Origin of the sequence: Marasmitruncus massiliensis (assembly GCF_900186535.1) — a bacterium.
GTDB lineage: Bacteria > Bacillota > Clostridia > Oscillospirales > Ruminococcaceae > Anaerotruncus > Anaerotruncus massiliensis_A.
Window position 1 is genome coordinate 1,263,050 of the sequence record NZ_FYDE01000005.1, and the last position, 18,759, is coordinate 1,281,808.

The window sequence follows — 18,759 nt, forward strand, 5'->3', positions numbered from 1 at the left end:
CGGCTTTGGCCGCTTTTTTACCGGGGGCTCCGGGCGTACTGTTGCCGGCTGGCAGACGATTATCAACAAAGGAGAACTTTGCATGGATGCAACCACCCCGATACTTTATCATAACCGGGAACTGAGCTGGCTTAAATTCAACCAGCGCGTTCTCGAACAGGCGTGTGACCGGTCGATTCCTTTGCTGGAACGGATGAAATTTCTTTCGATCTTTACGAATAACCTGGACGAGTTCTTTATGATCCGCGTCGGTACGCTGACCGATTCCGCGGCGATCAATCCCGATGCGGTCGACAATAAATCCCTGATGAGCCCCTCCGAACAGCTGTCAGCCATATTTGAGGAGGTCCAAAAACTGGCGGCTCAGAAGGACGAGGCTTACCGTGCGCTGATGAGCGATTTCGCGGGCAGCGGGATTGAGCATTTAAGTATGGATTACCTGACGCATGAGCAGGAGGCTTATCTGGAGAGCTATTTTAAGAATGAAGTGCAGCCCATGCTGTCCCCCCAGATTATAGACAAGCATCATCCTTTCCCGTTTCTCAGGAACAAGGAAGCGTATATCTGCATCCAGCTTCAAACAAAGGGCGAATTTGTAAAGCTGGCCATTATTCCGGTATCCACCGGATTTGAGCGGATTGTGTTTCTGCCGTTTGATAAGACCAAATTCGTTTTGGTGGAAGAGCTGGTATTGAACTATTGTGAACAGATCTTCCAAAGCTATATTGTGGTCGGGAAAACAATCTTTCGCGTCACCCGCAACGCGGATATCAACGTGGAGGAAGCGCTTTATGACCACGATATGGATTACCGGAGCGCCATGGAAGAGCTTGTCAAGAAGCGCCGCAAGCTGATGCCGGTGCGCATAGAGTTCCAGAACAGAGCGGAAGAGGCGATTGTCGAGCAGCTCTGCAGGAGGCTGGAGCTGTCGCGCGACCGCGTCTTTTTCAACCAGACGCCAATGGACCTGACTTTCGGCTTTTTGCTTTGCTGCCGATTTGAACGGACCGGCGGCAAGGGACTGTTTTATCCGGCGCTTGCCCCCCAGCCACCGGTTATGGTGCAGTCCGGCAAGCCCATCATTCCGCAGATTGAACAGCACGATATCCTGCTGAGCTATCCGTTTGAAAGTATGAAACCGTTTATTTCCCTGCTTCTTGAGGCGGCGGGCGATGAAAGTGTCCTGAGCATCAAAATGACGCTTTACCGCGTGGCGCGTGAAAGCCAGATTGTCTCGGCGCTGATCAAGGCCGCTGAAAACGGCAAGGAAGTCCATGTTGTAGTGGAGCTGCGCGCACGCTTTGACGAGGAAAACAATATCATCTGGTCAAAGCGTCTGGAAGAGGCCGGTGTGAATGTCGTTTACGGGCTGGGTGAATATAAGGTGCACTCCAAGCTGCTGGTGATCACCCGCAGGGTCAACGGGCAGATCTGTTTTATTACACAGGTGGGCACGGGGAATTACAACGAGTCCACCGCAAAGCTCTATACCGATCTGTGCCTGATCACCGCGAAACGGGAATTCGGCGAGGACGGGAACCGTATCTTCACGGGTATTTTGACAGGCAATCCGGCGGACAATACCAAATATCTGCTGGCGGCGCCCAAAAACATGAAAACGATGATCCTGCACTTTATCAACGAGGAGATTCGCGCCGCCGAAGAAGGGCGGGCAGCCGAAATCACAGTAAAAATCAATTCCCTGACCGATAAGGACATCATCGACCGGCTGATTGCCGCCTCTGCGGCGGGGGTCAGGATCCGGATGATCATCCGGGGTATCTGCTGCCTGCGGGCGGGTGTTCCGGGTTACACCGACAATATTCAGGTAATCAGCATTGTCGGGCGGTTTCTGGAGCATTCCAGGGTTTATGTGTTCGGCCCGCCGGAACGCAGCCTGATCTACATTTCTTCAGCGGACTTCATGACCCGCAATACCGAAAGGCGCGTAGAGGTGGCGGCCCCGATTTTTGATCCGGCTATTAAAAAGCGTATTTTAGTTATGCTCAATCTTGCGTTTTCCGATAACGTGAAAGCCAAGCGCCTGCTTCCAAACGGGGAGTATGCAGCGGTGAAAAACGGCGGCCCGCCGATCGACAGCCAGATTGACCTGTTTAAAATTGCCTACCTGCACAATGAGAACCGGAGGGAACAAGGTATGAAGCAGGTTGCAATGAGTGCGCAGACGAAGCGTTCGGATATTGCACAGGAGCATTCTCCAGAAAAATCTCTTTTTGCCAAAGCGGCGGATAAACTGCGGGCACTGTTCAAAAAATAGTCTGAGCAGAAGAGAACCGCAGATTCCGGATAGGAGAATAGATGTGTTTTCCAAAAATGTCCGCCATTAGCGGACATTTTTGAGTTGCAATCGCTGATAAAGCACTGGAAAAACGAGGATGGAAACAGAATCCCCTTGACATGAATGTTATAATGAAAGCTATTGAACTAATATTTCTGACGGAGGCTGGGTAATGCCAAAGAAAACGACCAGAGATTATGACAATGAAAGTATCTCGTCTCTCAAGGGCGCGGACCGGGTGCGGAAAAGGCCGGGCGTCATTTTTGGGTCCGACGGGCTGGAGGGATGCCAGCATTCCGTATTTGAGATTCTTTCGAACTCGATTGACGAGGCGCGGGAAGGGTATGGAGACCGGATTATTGTTACCTGTTATCGGGACCAGTCGGTTGAAATCGAGGATTTTGGACGCGGGATCCCGGTGGATTACAATACCCGGGAGCAGCGGTACAACTGGGAGCTTGTGTTCTGCGAACTGTATGCGGGCGGAAAATACGCGACCAATGAAGGGGAAAGCTACGAATATTCCCTTGGCCTGAACGGTCTGGGCCTTTGCGCCACACAGTATTCGTCCGAATATATGGATGTGGAAATTTACCGCGACGGCATGAAATACAGCCTGCGCTTTGAACATGGTGAAAACGTGGGCGGGCTCCGGAAAGAAGAAACGCGCCGCAGGCAGACCGGAAGCAAAATCCGCTGGCGGCCCGACTTACAGGTGTTCACCGATATTGATATTCCGCTGGAGTATTATCAGGATGTCATCAAGCGTCAGGCGGTGGTCAATGCCGGACTGCGCTTCATTTTGCGCAACCAGACGGAATCCGGCTTTGAAGAGACGGAATACCTCTATGAAAACGGGATTGTAGACTATGTGGGTGAAATCGCGGGCGCGGAAACGCTGACACCGGTGCAGTTCTGGAAGGCGGAACGCAGAGGACGCGACCGGGAGGACAAGCCTGATTACAAAGTCCTGCTGAATGTGGCCCTCTGCTTTTCGAACCGTGTCAAGCGCACGGAATACTACCACAATTCCAGCTGGCTCGAATACGGCGGATCTCCGGAAAAGGCGGTGAAGCTGGCGCTGGTCTATATGATCGACAGCTTTATCAAAAGCGCGGGCAAGTATACCAAAGGGGAAAGCAAAATCACCTTTGCGGACGTGGAGGACTGCCTTGTGCTGGTTTCTTCCAACTTTTCCACGCAGACTTCCTACGAAAATCAGACGAAGAAATCCATCACCAACAAGTTTGTCTATGAAGCAATGAACGACTTCCTGCGTCACCAGCTGGAGGTATATTTCCTTGAAAATCCGGACGACGCGGCGCGTATCGCCGAGCAGGTGCTGATCAACAAACGCAGCCGTGAAAACGCGGAGAAAACCCGCCTGAACCTCAAGAAGAAGCTGGCGGGAAGCATCGATATGTCCAACCGGGTGCAGAAATTTGTGGATTGCCGCACCCGCGATACCAGCCGGCGCGAGATCTACATCGTGGAGGGCGATTCGGCGCTGGGAGCCTGCAAGCTGGGACGTGATTCGGAGTTTCAGGCGATTATCCCCGTCCGCGGGAAAATCCTCAACTGCCTGAAAGCGGAATATGATAAGATCTTTAAAAACGATATTATCACCGATATCTTTAAGGTGCTGGGCTGCGGCGTGGAAGTGACCTCCAAGGCAAATAAGGATTTATCCTCGTTTGATTTGTCTGGCCTGCGCTGGAACAAAATCGTGATCTGTACAGATGCGGATGTGGACGGTTTTCAGATCCGTACGTTGATTCTGACCATGCTCTACCGCCTGGCCCCCACGCTGATTGAGGAAGGTTTCGTTTACATCGCGGAATCCCCGCTTTATGAAATTACCAGCAGGGACAAGGTTTATTTTGCGTATACAGAGTCTGAAAGAACCGATGCGCTTGCGAAAATCGGTTCGCAGAAATATACCATACAGCGTTCGAAGGGGCTTGGTGAAAACGAGCCGGATATGATGTGGCTGACCACCATGAATCCCCTGACGCGCCGGCTGATTAAAGTCACGCCGTCGAAGGCACAGGAAACAAGCGATATGTTTGATCTGCTGCTGGGAGATAACCTGTCCGGCAGAAAAGAGTACATTGCCGAAAACGGCTACCGCTATCTGGACTTGGCAGATATCTCCTGACATGTTCCAGACAAAACAATTGGGGTGAACAGATGGCAACAAAGAAACCGAAGAAGGAAGAAAAAAGGGGATCCAATGCGAACGCGGTGATTGAGAACGCGGGCGTTATGGTGGAACAGCCGATCGTGCAGACGCTGGAAAAGAACTATATGCCCTATGCGATCAGCGTCATTGTTTCGCGCGCAATTCCCGAGATAGACGGATTCAAGCCCTCCCACCGCAAGCTGCTCTACACCATGTACAAGATGGGGCTTCTGACCGGCGCCCGCACAAAATCCGCAAACGTGGTGGGCCAGACGATGCGGCTGAACCCGCATGGCGATGGCCCGATCTATGAGACGATGGTGCGCCTTTCACGCGGTTATGAGGCCCTGCTGCACCCTTATGTGGACAGCAAGGGAAATTTTGGCAAGGCTTTCTCCCGTGATATGGCGTTCGCGGCTTCCCGTTATACGGAAGTGAAGCTCGACGCAATCTGCGCCGAGCTGTTCGGCGATATCGATAAAGACACCGTGGACATGGCGGATAACTATGACAACACAATGAGGGAACCGACCCTGCTCCCGGTTTCGTTTCCTTCCGTTCTGGTAAATTCCAATATCGGCATTGCGGTGGGCATGGCGTCCTCCATCTGCCCGTTTAATCTGGGGGAGGTCTGCGAGACCACGATCGCGCTGCTGCGCAATCCGGACCACAATGTGATGGAAACGCTGAAAGCGCCGGATTTTCCGGGCGGCGGCTATGTGGTTTACAATGAAAAGGACCTGCGGACTATTTATGAGACAGGCCGCGGCGGTATCAAGGTGCGCGCGCGCTATACCTATGACAAGGCGGGCAACTGCATCGACATCACCCAGATCCCGCCGACCACAACGGTGGAAGCGATCATGGATAAGATTGTCGAGCTGGTGAAGTCGGGTAAAATCCGCGAAATCGCGGACATGCGTGATGAGACGGACCTGTCGGGCCTTAAGCTGACGCTTGACCTCAAGCGGGGAACCGACCCTGACCGTCTGATGGCAAAGCTCTTTAAAATCACCCCGCTGGAGGACACGTTTTCCTGTAATTTCAATGTGCTGATCGGTGGGATGCCCCGGGTCTGCGGGATTAAGACGCTGATTACCGAATGGGCGGCTTTCCGGGAAAACTGCGTGCGGCGGAGGATTTATTTTGACCTGACCAAAAAGAAGGAAAAGCTGCACCTTTTGCAGGGGCTTGGAAAGATTCTTTTGGATATAGACAAGGCGATCCACATTGTCCGCGAGACCGAAGAGGAAAAAGAAGTGGTGCCCAACCTGATGATTGGGTTTGGCATTGACGAGCCGCAGGCAGACTACGTTGCGGAAATCAAGCTGCGGCAGCTCAACCGGGAGCATATCCTTAAGCGTCTTGAGGAAACCGACCAGCTTGCAAAGGACATCGCCTTGATGGAGGAGACGCTGAACGACCGAAAGAAAGTCCGCGCACTGATCATCGAAGAACTGAAAAATGTCGGGAAAAAGTATGCGGTTCCGCGCAGAACGCTGCTTTATTATCCATCAGAAGAGGATGGACTCGAAGCGGTAGAGGAAGTGCCGGATTATCCGGTGCATCTGTTCTTCACAAGAGACGGCTATTTCAAAAAAATCACGCCCCAGTCTCTGCGCATGAGCGGCGAGCATAAGCTGAAGGAAGGCGACGGGATCGTCCAGGCCATGGAAACGCAGAACAGCGCGGAACTGCTGTTCTTCACCGACAAGTGTCAGGTCTATAAGGCAAAAGCGTCCGACTTTGAAGATACCAAGGCCAGCGTCATGGGCGATTATATTCCTGCCAAGCTGGGGTTCGATGAAGGCGAGCAGACCGTCTATCTTGCGGTCACCATGGATTATGCGGGCTATCTGCTGTTCTTTTTTGAAAACGGCAAGGCCGCGAAAGTGGACCTTTCCGGCTATCAGACAAAAACCAACCGTAAAAAGCTGGTGAACGCGTTCAGCGACGCATCCGCTCTGGTTGCTGTTATGCAGATTCTGGAGGACAGGGAATATCTCGTGACCTCCTCTGCGGGCCGCATGCTGCTGGTACACAGCGGATCTGTCAATGCGAAATCCACCCGTAATACGCAGGGCGTTGCGGTTATGACGCTGAAAAAGAATCAGTTTGTCAAATCTGTTGTTCCTTTTGAAGAAGATATGCTGGCGAACCCTCACAGGTATCGCGCGAAAAATCTGCCCGCCGCCGGCATGATGCCGCGCATGGAAGACCAGGGTGAGCAGCTGAAGCTTGATTGAAAAACAAAAGCCGGACGGCAATAAATGCCGCCCGGCTCCGGGTTTTCGCCCCGTGCAAACGCGAAACGAAGTAAAAACCGTTCTTAGTTTGTGGCAGGCTGCCGGTTTTATGCGTTTTGTTGAAAAAATTTATAACAGTGCTTGAAAAGCTTGTTTGCTTATGGTAAACTATTACGAGTTGAAGAATTCAGAAATGGATATAATCGGAGGTTTTTGTAAATGAGTGTAATTGAGATTATCGGCGGAATTATCATACTGATTTGCGCTGTGATTGTTGTTGTAACGGTTATGATGATGGAGGGAAAAGGCGGCGGAATGAATGCGCTGTCCGGTTCCAACGAATCTTCTTATCTGGGAAAAAATAAAAGCAGAACGATGCAGGCTACTTTAAGCAGAGTTGCAAAGTATGCCGGTATTGTGTTTGTAGTGACAACGCTTGTGGTTTATTTTATCAGCGCGGCGATGTAAGAATGTAAAAACCCCTCCGGCTTGGCCGGAGGGGTTTTTGGTTACAGCGTTTTCAGCATCATTTCGTGCTCGCAGAATTCATCCATATAGCGTTTCCCTGTGGGAAGAAAACCGCATTTCTGATAAAACGGCACCGCATACAGCTGCGCGCCCAATTCCAAAGTTTCAGCGCCCTGAGCTGCCGCGATTTTTTCCAGCTCCTCCACAAGCAGCCTGCCGAGTGAACGCCCGCGCCATGCTTTCAGAACCGCGATCCGGCCAAGTATGTAGGGGCCGCCTTTTTCTTCGCGAAAAACACGCCCGGTGGCAACCGGCCGGCCGTTTTCGCAGAGCAGCACATGGCAGGCGGCTGCGTCAAACTTGTCCTGATCCGGGTTGGCAAATCCCTGCTCTTTTGTAAATACCTCGTCACGTATCCACAGTGCTTCGCTCAGGTCGTCACCCGGGCGAAGAATTTTTACATCCATGTAACTGTACTCCTGATTTTAAAATTTATTTTTTATTCTACCAAATCAGACGGAAAAAAGCAACCGGATCAGGAGCATTGCCAGAACGCCGGGTATTCCCAGCAGAGAGGCCGTACCCACGGTAAAGAGATTAATGCCGAGCGCCACGCCGGTGAATGCGCCCAGATAGCTGATAATCAGCAGGGTCACATTGCCTGTGACAACGGAAAAAAGCAGGCAGCGCAGAAAATGGCCCGAACGGATAAGTGCGATCAGGATAAACAGAGCTGCGAGCGCGGCGGCTATGTACCAAAAAGTAGACATGCATATCCCTCCTAAAGCACAGTTTATGCGGGAATGCAGCCAAAAAGACCGTCACGGGATAACCGTGACGGTCTTTTCACACAATACAGAGAGGGAATCTATAAGCCGGGTTCTGTCGTGAACAACGATCTTTCTGGCCCATGCGTTGCCGCATGGCTCTAGCCACCTTTCGGAACACGGCGGGCAGCCGTATCGTTCCAGCTGGTGTTGCTTCGGATAGGGTTTACATGGCAATGCAGTCACCTGCATTCCGGTGGGCTCTTACCCCGCCTTTCCATCCTTACCGCCGTCTACCGGATAGTATCCGGCGATACGGCGGCGGTATCTTTCTGTTGCACTTTCCCTCGAGTCGCCTCGGCCTGCCGTTAGCAGGTATCCTGCCCTGTGAAGCCCGGACTTTCCTCACCACGCCAAAAGGCGCTGTGCCGCTGTCCAACTCTCTCTCTTTCCTATGATTTTAACGCAAATGAAGCAATTCGTCAAGTGGTGGGAGATTTCCTGCATATTTGGCAGTATAAAAGAAATTATTATGCAGAAATTTCTGGGATTATGCAACTTTTTTCTTGCAACACTGCAAACAATTTCGTATAATACATAAGTAACGTGCCAAAAAGTGTAGCACGTGTTGTTGTGTTATCAAACTATAAGGAGGAGTCAACATTGTCAAAATTCAAGAATGCCTATTTGCAGGGGGTATATGATGCTGTCTGCAAAAGAAATGCCGGGGAGCCGGAATTTCTGCAGGCAGTCATGGAAGTCCTGGAGTCCTTTGAGCCGGTTGTAGCGAAATATCCCGAGTATGAGACCAACGGGATTATCGACCGCATTGTGGAACCGGAACGCTTTGTCCAGTTCCGCGTTTCCTGGGTGGACGACAGCGGAAAAGTGCGGGTGAACCGCGGTTTCCGCGTGCAGTTCAACTCTGCGATCGGACCTTATAAGGGCGGCCTGCGCCTGCATCCGACCGTCTGCGCGTCTGTCATCAAATTCCTCGGATTTGAGCAGTGCTTTAAAAACTCCCTGACCGGCCTGCCTATGGGCGGCGGCAAGGGCGGTTCCGATTTTGACCCCAAGGGCAAGTCGGACGGCGAGGTGATGCGCTTCTGCCAGAGCTTTATGACCGAGCTGAGCAAACATATCGGAGCCGATACCGACGTCCCTGCTGGTGACATCGGCGTGGGAGGCCGTGAGATCGGTTACATGTTCGGGCAGTATAAACGGCTCCGCAATGAATTCACCGGCGTTCTGACCGGCAAGGGGCTGTCCTATGGCGGTTCCCTGGTCAGGACGGAAGCCACCGGATACGGGCTGCTGTATTTTACACAGGAAATGCTCAAATCGATGAAGCAGGATTCCATGTCCGGCAAGACCGTGGTCATTTCCGGCAGCGGAAACGTTGCGATCTATGCTACACAGAAAGCGCAGCAGCTAGGCGCGAAAGTGGTTGCCCTTTCTGATTCCAACGGCTACATCTATGACAAGAACGGCATTCAGCTGGAGGTTGTCCGGCAGATCAAAGAGGTGGAGCGCGGACGGATTTCGGAATATGCCAAACGTGTTCCCGGCTCCGAATATCAGGAAGGCTGCCGCGGCATCTGGTCGGTCAAGTGCGATATCGCGCTGCCCTGCGCCACCCAGAACGAACTGGATGGAAAAGCGGCTCAGGTGCTTGTGGACAACGGCGTCATCGCGGTCGCCGAAGGCGCCAATATGCCCAGCACGCCGGAAGCCATTGAGATCTTCCAGAAGCACGGCGTCCTGTTCGGACCGGCAAAAGCGGCCAACGCGGGCGGCGTGGCGACCAGCGGCCTGGAAATGTGCCAGAACTCCATGCGTTACAGCTGGACCTTTGAAGAAGTCGACGCCAAGCTGAAACATATCATGGAGAATATTTTCCATAATTCCTACAATGCATCCAAGGAGTTCGGTGCGGAAGGCAACCTGGTTATGGGTGCCAACATCGCGGGATTCCTGAAAATTTCCGACGCCATGAAGTGGCAGGGTATTGCATACTGATTTTAGAATCGCAAAAATGCTGCGCAGCGCCATATGGCGCTGTGCAGTTTTGTATGTTCCTACAAATAGAATGAAATCTTTTTGACATTCGTGCCTTAACGTGCTAAACTATTTCTAATGCGTAGCAATTAAACTTTTAGATAGGAAGTGCACATCATCATGGAGATCAAGGTTACGTTGACCGACAGTCCCAAAGCGAAACCGGCAGACGAATCCAAACTGGGATTTGGTCAGATTTTTACTGACCATATGTTCCTGATGGATTATTCCAATGAAAAGGGCTGGCATGATCCGAGAATTGTACCCTACGGCCCGATTCCGCTGGATCCTTCCGCCGCGTGTTTCCATTATGCGCAGGAAATTTTTGAAGGCATGAAGGCCTACCGCACCGCGGAGGGAAAAATCCAGTTTTTCCGCCCGCAGGAAAACTTCAAACGCCTGAACGCATCCTGCGGCCGTCTGGTCATTCCACCCCTGGATGAAAAACTGCTGCTGGATTCCTTAAAGAAACTGGTGGAAATTGAAAAGGACTGGGTCCCTCACGAAAAGGATACCTCCCTTTATATCCGCCCGTTTATTATTTCCAACCAGGCGGTTCTGGGCGTTCATCCGTCCAAGACCTATATCTACTGCGTCATCCTGTCTCCTTCCGGCGCTTATTATAAAGGCGGCCTTAACCCTGTTAAGATTTACGTGGAAACCAAATATGTCCGCGCGGTCAAGGGCGGCATGGGCATGGTAAAAACCGGCGGCAACTATGCGGCCTCGCTGATTGCGCAGGAGGAAGCCGAAAAAGAGGGCTATTCTCAGGTCCTTTGGCTGGACGGCGTGGAGCGCAAATATATTGAGGAAGTGGGTGCGATGAACGTCTTCTTCAAGATCGGCGATGAAATCGTGACTCCCGAGCTTTCCGGAAGCATCCTGCCCGGTATCACCAGAAAATCGGTTCTGGAAGTGCTCAGGTCCTGGGGCCTGAAGGTCAGCGAGCGCCGCCTGTCGGTAGACGAACTGATGAAAGCCGCTCAGGACGGCACGCTGGAAGAAGCGTGGGGCACCGGTACCGCCGCGGTCATTTCCCCGATTGGCGAGCTGAAATGCAATGATATCGTTACAACGATCAACGGAAATAAGATCGGACCTCTCAGCCAGAAGCTGTATGATACCCTGACGGATCTGCAGTGGGGCCGCAGCAAGGATCCGTTCGGCTGGATCGAGCCGTGCTGCTGAGCGATTAAGTTTCTGTAAGTGCATATTGAACGCCCCGCGCAGTCCGCACGGGGCGTTTTGCCTCACATTTTAACGGTCTGTTTTCAAACATATCCCAACAGGAGGCCCGGCATGAACGAATATCAAACGATACAGGCATATGCTGACGCCGAGTTCACAGAGCGGCGTTCGCGCTTTATCGGCGCGGTGTGCCCTGTCACTACCGAAGAAGAAGCGCTTGCCTTTATCAATGAAAAAAAGGCAAAGCACTGGGACGCCGCGCACAACGTCTATGCGTACCTCCTGCGGGACGGGCAGCTGAAACGCTATTCAGACGACGGCGAACCGCAGGGGACCGCCGGTGTCCCCGTTCTGGATGTTCTGCAAAAGGAACGGCTGGTCGATATAGCGGCGGTTGTGACGCGCTATTTCGGCGGTATCCTGCTGGGTGCCGGAGGATTGGTGCGCGCTTATTCCCATGGCGTAAAGCTGGCGGTGGACGCGTCAGTCCGGATGACCATGAGCGAATGCAGCGAATTTGAGCTGGAACTCGGCTATGACCTGTATGGCAAGATCATGTACATCCTTCCGCGCTATCACGCGCAGACCACCTTTTCCGATTTTGGAGTCACAGTCCGGCTGCATATTTTGTTAAAGGACTGTTTTGTGCAGGCATTTTTGAAAGAACTTGCAGATTTAACGGCGGCGCAGGTGTGCCCGCGTTTATTGGACAGACGCTGCGCCTGTATTCCGGAATAAAGCAAAAAAATGTGCGAAAACGGAATAATCCTGTCTTTTGCAAGAAATTTCTGCAACAGGCAGGAATTTTTTTATTTGTAGAGTATAATATAATAGATATGTTGTGAAAAGTCCACAAAAAGGGCTTCTCCGGCATAAAAAGGGAGGCTGTGCCATTGACCATCCGGGAGCAGACACAGGAAATTCAAAAGAACACGCTTTCCCAGTATGCCTGCCTTTCTCAGAATTCCCGCGGGCGGGAAAAGGAAATCCCCGAATGTCCGATCCGCACGCCGTTTGCGCGTGACCGTGACCGGATTATCCATTGCAATGCGTTTCGCAGGCTCATGCATAAGACGCAGGTGTTTCTTTCACCGGAGGGCGATCACTACCGCACCCGCCTGACTCATACGCTGGAGGTCAATCAGATTGCCAAGACGCTGGCCGTTGCCCTGCGTCTCAATGAAGAACTGGTGGAGGCAATCGCGCTTGGCCACGATTTGGGGCATACTCCTTTTGGACATGCCGGTGAGCGCGCGCTCAAGGAGATCTGCCCATATGGGTTCAGCCACGCCGAACAAAGCGTGCGCGTGGTGGAAGAGATCGAAAACGGCGGCGCGGGGCTGAACCTGACCTGGGAGGTGCGCAACGGGATTGCCTGCCATTCCTATTCCAATCCCTCGCCGGAGGGCCGCGCGAAAACGCTGGAAGGCCGCCTGGTCTATTTTGCGGATAAGATCGCCTATCTGAATCATGACATTGAGGACGCGATCCGCGCGAGGGTGCTGGATGACGACGATATCCCGTGGACCATCAAGTACCAGCTTGGCAGGACAAAATCGCAGCGTATTACCGCGCTGATCGATTCGGTCATCCAAAACAGCGGGGAAGATATCCGCATGGATGAAAAGACCGCGGCGGTTTTCGCCGAATTTAACCGGTTTATGCATGACGCGGTTTATCTGAATCCCGTTGCGAAAGGGGAGGAAGGGAAAGCGCAGGCGGTTGTCACAAGTCTTTACAACTATTATGTTGCGCATCCGCAGGAGCTTCCGGACGAGTACCGCGGCATCTGGGAAAAAACGGATGCCCACCGCGCGGTCTGCGATTACATTTCCGGTATGTCCGACCGGTATGCCGTGACTACTTATGAAAACTTATTTATCCCTAAATCATGGGAAGTTAAATAAATTGCAGAAACAACAAAATGGGAAGGAGGCGGCCTATGATTTCTGATCTGTTTTTGCAGGAACTGAAAAACAACAATGATATTGAGTCGGTGGTTTCCTCCTATGTCCACCTGAAAAAGCACGGGCGTATCTCCAATGGGCTCTGTCCATTTCACTCGGAGAAATCTCCGTCGTTTACAGTGTATCCGGAAAACCAGAGCTTTTACTGCTTTGGCTGCGGTGCCGGCGGGGATGTGATTACGTTTGTGCGCCGGATCGAAAATCTCGAATACGTGGAGGCCGTCAAATTTCTCGCCCAGCGCGTCGGTATGGCAATGCCGGAGGACGCGGCCGACGATGGAACGGCCAGGTTGAAAACCCGCGTTTTGGAGATTAACCGGGCGCTGGCTCGTTTTTATCATGAATGCCTGAAGGAGCCGTCCGGGAAGGCGGGGCTTGACTACCTGCATGGACGGGGGCTGCCCAACCAAACGATCACCCGGTTCGGCCTGGGCTATGCGCCAAACTCCTGGGACGCGGCGATGAAGCACCTGCGTTCCAAGGGGTTCAGCGAAGAGGAGCTGCTCGCGGCGGCGGTAGTAGCGCGCGGCCGCAACGGGGGATGCTACGACCAGTTCCGCAACCGTGTGATCTTCCCGATTATCGACCTGCGCGGCAATGTGATCGGCTTCGGGGGGCGCATCATGGGGGACGACCGGGGCCCCAAGTATCTCAACTCTTCCGATACGCCGGTATTTAAGAAAAGCCGCAACCTGTTTGCGCTGAATTTCGCCAAGGCTTCCAAGCGCAGCGGGCTGATTCTCTGCGAAGGATACATGGATGTTATTGCCATGCATCAGGCCGGATTCGACAATGCCGTCGCCACGCTGGGAACGGCGCTGACGTCGGAACAGTCCCGCCTGATTGCGCAGTATACCGATCATGTGACGCTGTCTTACGACTCGGACGCGCCGGGTCAAGCCGCCACCAAGCGGGCAGTGGGGCTGCTTTCCGAGGTGGGGGTCAAAATCCGGGTGCTGACCATGATCGGCGCGAAGGACCCCGACGAGTATATCAAAAAATTCGGGGCAGAACGGTTCGGGCTGCTGCTGGAGGGTGCTTCCAACGCCACGGAATATGCCATCGCGCGCGCAAAACAGAAGTATGATCTGGAATCGGCGGACGGGAAAGTGGCGTTTCTGCGGGATTTTGCCGCGTTGATGGCGGAGGTCCCGAACCCCATCGAACGGGATGTCTATGTTTCTAAAACGGCGTCGGAACTGGAAGTGGAAAAAACGGCGCTGACAGCCCAGCTCAATCATGAGCTCAAGCGCGCCGCAAAGCGCCAGAAACGCAGCGCGGCCGAACTCAAGGTTTACAGCGAGGTTCATACCGAGCCGCAAAAGCAGGACTTTCAGCGGGCGCGGAACATCAAATACGCGCTTGCCGAGGATAAGCTGCTCGCGATTCTGATGAAGAACCCCGACTATTTCGAGCATGTAGCGGGCCGTATCCGCCTGGAAGACTTTGTGACCGACCGGAACCGGGAGATCGCGCGGGTGCTGTTTGACCGGCTGCAAAACGGCCAGTCCGTGGAACTGACGCTGCTTTCCGCGCAGCTTTCCATTGAGCAGATGGGCATTGTAACCGAACTGCTGAACTCGATTTCCGGGATGATGTTCGACGTCTCCGCCGTCGATTCTTATATAGATACCATACTCAGCTATCAGGAAAATAAAACGCAGGACGAGGTCGCGGCAATGTCAGATAACGACCTGAAGGCATACATAGCCTCGCTTGCGTCCAGGAAAAAACAATAAAATCAGGGGGATTAAAAAGCATGGGCGTACAGGACAAAAAGTCTGTATTGAAAGAACTGCTGGAAAACGGTAAAGCGAAAGGCAAGCTGACGACAAAGGAAATCAGCGACGCTTTGGAAGAACTGGATTATGATGTGGAACAGGTCGACAAACTCTACGACCTGCTCGAAAGCAATAATGTCGAGATCGTTGAAGATATGATCACCCCGGTTGAGGAAGACTTTAAAGATTTAGATAAAGACACCGAGCTGGACGCCGCGCTTGCCGCGGAGGGAATCAGTATTGACGACCCGGTCAAGGTCTATCTGAAGGAAATCGGACGGGTTCCCCTGCTGTCGGCGGACGAGGAGATCGATCTTGCCATCCGCATGGTGGAGGGTGATATAGAAGCCCGCAAGCGCCTTTCCGAGGCGAACCTGCGCCTTGTGGTCAGCATCGCAAAGCGTTATGTGGGACGCGGCATGCAGTTCCTGGATTTAATTCAGGAGGGTAATCTTGGCCTGATCAAGGCGGTGGAGAAGTTTGACCATACCAAGGGCTTCAAATTTTCCACCTATGCGACCTGGTGGATCCGTCAGGCGATTACCCGCGCAATTGCCGACCAGGCAAGAACCATCCGTATTCCGGTGCATATGGTGGAGACCATTAATAAAGTGAAAAAAGTCAGTTCCCAACTGCTGCACAAAAACGGGCATGAACCCTCGGCGGAGGAGATTGCGTCCGAACTGGACATGCCTGCGGATAAAGTGCGTGAGATCATGCGTGTCGCGCAGGAGCCGGTTTCGCTGGAAACCCCGATCGGAGAAGAAGAGGACAGCCATCTGGGAGATTTTATCCCCGACGACGATGCCCCCGCTCCGGCGGACGCCGCTTCCCATACACTTCTGAAAGAGCAGCTTTCGGAAGTGCTCCAGACCCTGACCCCCCGTGAAGAAAAGGTCCTGCGCCTCCGCTTTGGTCTGGAAGACGGCCGCAGCCGTACACTGGAAGAGGTGGGCAAGGAATTTAATGTAACCCGTGAGCGCATCCGTCAGATCGAAGCGAAAGCGCTCCGCAAGCTGCGGCACCCCTCCCGCAGTAAAAAATTAAAAGATTTTTTGGATTAATCAGCATTTAGGGCGGCTCGAAGCCGCCCTTTTATCTGGTTATGCTTGACAAACCGCGGAATTTGCAATATACTTTAAGTAGATTTAAATGGTATACATTCCGCCAAAGGAGACTTCCGATATGCATATTACACTGGAAGCTGATTATGCTGTACGCATTGTGAACTGTCTTTCAAAAAATCAAACCCGTATGGATGCCAAAAACATTGCAGCCTGCACAGGCGTGACGCTTCGGTTCTCTCTGAAGATTCTGCGTAAACTTGTGGCGGAAGGAATCGTGCGCTCTTACAAGGGCACACAGGGCGGCTATGAGCTTGCCAAACCCGCCGGCGAGATTTCACTGGGCGAAGTGATCGAAGTGGTGGAAGGGCCGATCACCATCAGCAGGTGTGTGGGGGCTTCTGCCGATTTCCAGTGCAGCCGTGTCGAAGAGACCGAATGCCGGTTTAACCGGACCTATGGCGAAGTCGCAAAACTGGTCCGTGAAAAGTTATATGCCGTTCACTTTGAACAGTAGGATGTGGACGGAATGCTGACCGGTGTTATCATTGGCACAGGCACTGCGCTGCTGGACGCCTTTCTGTTCTGGTACGGTATCCGCAAGGCTGCGGGGCAGCGTGAAAGGGCTTCCGCCATTGTGATGTCTGTTTTTGCTGCCCGGTATCTTCTGCTGGCTGCGGTGCTGGCTTTCGTCCTGACCGCGGGAAGGGGAAGCATCAATGCGGTTGGCGTGATTCTTCCGATGATCGTGCAAAAAATCGTTTTGACAGTCCTTTCACTGTTTCCAAAGCGGTAGATAAAAACAGCCGTTTCCGTTATATAACGGAAACGGCTGTTTTTAATAATCGATTATGACAAAGTCCCCGAAGTTATTGGGATCGGTCAGCGGATGGCTGAAATCCGCCGGATAAAAGCTGCCCATATGAGGGCGCGCTGAATTGTCGCACAGTTTATAGAGATTACCGCGAAAGGTCTGGTCTTTTGCGACCACGAGATTGGGAAACAGGGTTTTCAGAGATTTGATGGGCAAAAAAATGTTGCCTCCCCAATAAACGCCCTGAAGGTCCTCCCCCGTAAAATGATGGACGGTCGCGCCGTCAACCAGATTACCGCCGGAAGGAGCGAAGCATTTCGCGGAGAAGCGCCCGTCCGCATAAAGTTCCAGAGACAGGCAGGCCGATTCATAGAGCGGCGTCAGGTTAAAAACCGCGGTCATCCGGCTTTCGGAAAGCGGCGACGCCTCAAAAGCAAGGAGCTGAAGGTGCATGCCGTCTCCGGCAAAGCAGATACGGGCCTGCGAATAGGGCTTATAATCCCGCTTTTCCAAAGGGAAATCGGTCAGCTTTGCCACATGAAGCGTTTCATAATCTACCGCGCCCTGAAATAGTTTCACTTTAAATGCCATCATCAGCTTGCCTCCTGGTTCGGGTAATTGCCGTCGGGACTGTAAAAAATATAGTTTTGGATGCCGTTGTCGGTCAACGCCGCAATCTGATCTTCCATATCTTGAGCGGTATAGGCCTTATTATGCGCGAATTGCCCTTCCGCGGTGTAACCCTGTAATACCGCGATCACTTCTTTTCCGGAAAGACCGGGAGAAAGTGTCTTTAAAAGGGTATCCACCGTCTGGCGCGGGTTGAGCAGCGGCTCTGTGACGGTAAAGCGGTCCTGCGTAAATCCGTCGCCAAACTGTACCGGCATTGCATCTACCAATACGGCGCTGTTGGCCAGCGCAAGCGGGTTCTGATCGCCGTAGTGACTATTTTCGGTACCTAAGGCGGCGGGGCCGCCGGTATAGACCCAGAGCTTTCCGCCGGCCGTGGCGATGCGTTCCTCTGCGGCGTCAATAAACGCGGCAAGCGCGTCAGATTTCGGCTGTGTCACGTTGCCGTAACTGGCAAGGTTGAGGCTGTATCCGGAAGGAAAGCAGACGTTGGTATAAACAATTGCCGAAACCCCCATCCCGACAGCCTCTTCCGCAAGGCCGATCACGTAATCCTGTGCGGAAACGGAATAAGGATTCAGCCAGGGCTTGCCGCCGCGGGCCGGGTCGTCGTCGTTCCAGAGAATCTCGGTGTTTCCATATCTGACACCCGCATCCTTGATTTTGGAGGCGGCCAGCGGGTCCCTGAAAGCGCTGATGCGCCCAATGGGGGTGAGCCCTTTCGCAGTTATTTTGCCGCAGACCATGCTTAAATCGTACGACTGCGGGGCAAGTGTGGCGTTCTCTACAAACGAGCGGTAGAGAACATTGCCCGCGTCATCCTTCAAGTCGAAATAGACGGCGTTAAATTTGCCGGTATCAATCGAGGAAAGCGCCGCGTCCAAGCTGCTCACATCGGCAATGATGCCGGCAGGCAGATAGATACCGTGGAGAGTATCGGAGGAAGGCTGACCGGGCTTGGCCGGTTCCTGCGCGGCAGTCTCATCGCTTTCCTCGGGCGGCTGGGACGACTCCGGCACCGAAGAGGAATCGGCAGGCTGAAACGCGCTTTGCGCCTGGCCCTCCAGATAATCCATGACAGGGCCGTAGGCGCTCCACCCAATAAAGCCTAAAATAAAGACGGCGGCACAGATAGAGATCATATGAAGTGCACGGGAAGCCGGAGAGCGGCCTCCCCGGTAAATGCGGTTATAGCGTTTGACTTTGAACCCCTTTGCCATTGATACACCACCAATACAAAATTTCTGGGCCTGCCGGGCTGCGCCCGGTTCCGTCTATGATACAGGCATGTATGT

General features: G+C 52.9%; 17 protein-coding genes and 1 other RNA gene. 13 read left to right on the plus strand and 5 right to left on the minus strand.

Translation table 11 applies throughout. The features are described from left to right. Window positions 1-82 precede the first annotated feature (82 nt). From ppk1 to secG, 5 genes are all read left to right on the plus strand, one after another. Window positions 83-2,278, plus strand: coding sequence for a polyphosphate kinase 1 (ppk1, locus tag C1A10_RS14115; RefSeq protein WP_101910863.1), 2,196 nt, complete (start codon window positions 83-85; stop codon window positions 2,276-2,278). A gap of 193 nt (window positions 2,279-2,471) precedes the next feature. After that, window positions 2,472-4,457 (plus strand): DNA gyrase/topoisomerase IV subunit B, encoded by a 1,986-nt coding sequence (locus C1A10_RS14120; RefSeq protein WP_101910864.1) that lies wholly within the window; start codon window positions 2,472-2,474, stop codon window positions 4,455-4,457. Between the two features lie 32 nt (window positions 4,458-4,489). Further along, window positions 4,490-6,727: a DNA gyrase/topoisomerase IV subunit A gene (locus C1A10_RS14125; RefSeq protein WP_101910865.1), complete on the plus strand. Its 2,238-nt coding sequence runs from the start codon at window positions 4,490-4,492 to the stop codon at window positions 6,725-6,727. Then, the gene (locus tag C1A10_RS18555) at window positions 6,720-6,872 is read left to right on the plus strand and encodes a hypothetical protein (RefSeq protein ID WP_180951146.1); all 153 of its coding nucleotides are present in this window, start codon (window positions 6,720-6,722) and stop codon (window positions 6,870-6,872) included. Before C1A10_RS14125 ends, C1A10_RS18555 begins: the two co-directional genes overlap by 8 nt. Before the next feature lie 74 nt (window positions 6,873-6,946). After that, window positions 6,947-7,195, plus strand: a complete 249-nt coding sequence (secG, locus tag C1A10_RS14130; protein ID WP_101910866.1) for a preprotein translocase subunit SecG — start codon at window positions 6,947-6,949, stop codon at window positions 7,193-7,195. Between the two features lie 41 nt (window positions 7,196-7,236). Here secG and C1A10_RS14135 read toward each other — a convergent pair whose 3' ends face one another. From C1A10_RS14135 to rnpB, 3 genes are all read right to left on the minus strand, one after another. Continuing rightward, a complete protein-coding gene (locus tag C1A10_RS14135) occupies window positions 7,237-7,662 on the minus strand; it encodes a GNAT family N-acetyltransferase (RefSeq protein ID WP_101910867.1) in 426 nt (141 codons plus the stop codon). 45 nt (window positions 7,663-7,707) lie between these two features. Then, entirely contained in the window at window positions 7,708-7,965 is a 258-nt protein-coding gene (locus tag C1A10_RS14140) for a pro-sigmaK processing inhibitor BofA family protein (RefSeq protein WP_101910868.1), read from the minus strand. An 85-nt stretch (window positions 7,966-8,050) separates the two neighbouring features. Next, window positions 8,051-8,409, minus strand: an RNA gene (gene rnpB / locus C1A10_RS14145) — RNase P RNA component class A. A 216-nt stretch (window positions 8,410-8,625) separates the two neighbouring features. On the opposite strand from rnpB, the gene gdhA reads away from it, so the two are divergent. The 8 genes from gdhA to C1A10_RS14185 all read left to right on the plus strand — a co-directional run bounded on the left by gdhA (window position 8,626) and on the right by C1A10_RS14185 (window position 16,816). Further along, window positions 8,626-9,981, plus strand: coding sequence for an NADP-specific glutamate dehydrogenase (gdhA, locus tag C1A10_RS14150; protein WP_101910869.1), 1,356 nt, complete (start codon window positions 8,626-8,628; stop codon window positions 9,979-9,981). A 159-nt stretch (window positions 9,982-10,140) separates the two neighbouring features. Continuing rightward, entirely contained in the window at window positions 10,141-11,208 is a 1,068-nt protein-coding gene (locus tag C1A10_RS14155) for a branched-chain amino acid aminotransferase (RefSeq protein WP_101910870.1), read from the plus strand. 111 nt (window positions 11,209-11,319) lie between these two features. Then, entirely contained in the window at window positions 11,320-11,946 is a 627-nt protein-coding gene (locus C1A10_RS14160; RefSeq protein WP_101910871.1) for an IMPACT family protein, read from the plus strand. Between the two features lie 155 nt (window positions 11,947-12,101). Beyond that, complete coding sequence (locus C1A10_RS14165) at window positions 12,102-13,115, plus strand: deoxyguanosinetriphosphate triphosphohydrolase (protein WP_101910872.1); 1,014 nt, start codon at window positions 12,102-12,104, stop codon at window positions 13,113-13,115. A 35-nt stretch (window positions 13,116-13,150) separates the two neighbouring features. Further along, the gene (gene dnaG, locus C1A10_RS14170; RefSeq protein ID WP_180951147.1) at window positions 13,151-14,914 is read left to right on the plus strand and encodes a DNA primase; all 1,764 of its coding nucleotides are present in this window, start codon (window positions 13,151-13,153) and stop codon (window positions 14,912-14,914) included. Window positions 14,915-14,934: 20 nt separating this feature from the next. Beyond that, a complete protein-coding gene (gene rpoD, locus C1A10_RS14175) occupies window positions 14,935-16,020 on the plus strand; it encodes an RNA polymerase sigma factor RpoD (protein ID WP_101910874.1) in 1,086 nt (361 codons plus the stop codon). A gap of 121 nt (window positions 16,021-16,141) precedes the next feature. After that, entirely contained in the window at window positions 16,142-16,537 is a 396-nt protein-coding gene (locus C1A10_RS14180) for an RrF2 family transcriptional regulator (protein WP_101910875.1), read from the plus strand. A 12-nt stretch (window positions 16,538-16,549) separates the two neighbouring features. After that, a complete protein-coding gene (locus C1A10_RS14185; RefSeq protein ID WP_101910876.1) occupies window positions 16,550-16,816 on the plus strand; it encodes a hypothetical protein in 267 nt (88 codons plus the stop codon). A 42-nt stretch (window positions 16,817-16,858) separates the two neighbouring features. Here C1A10_RS14185 and C1A10_RS14190 read toward each other — a convergent pair whose 3' ends face one another. Then, window positions 16,859-17,428, minus strand: a complete 570-nt coding sequence (locus C1A10_RS14190) for a hypothetical protein (protein ID WP_101910877.1) — start codon at window positions 17,426-17,428, stop codon at window positions 16,859-16,861. Next, window positions 17,428-18,684: a putative glycoside hydrolase gene (locus C1A10_RS14195; protein WP_101910878.1), complete on the minus strand. Its 1,257-nt coding sequence runs from the start codon at window positions 18,682-18,684 to the stop codon at window positions 17,428-17,430. The genes C1A10_RS14190 and C1A10_RS14195 overlap by 1 nt, the downstream gene beginning before the upstream one ends. Window positions 18,685-18,759: the final 75 nt, after the last annotated feature.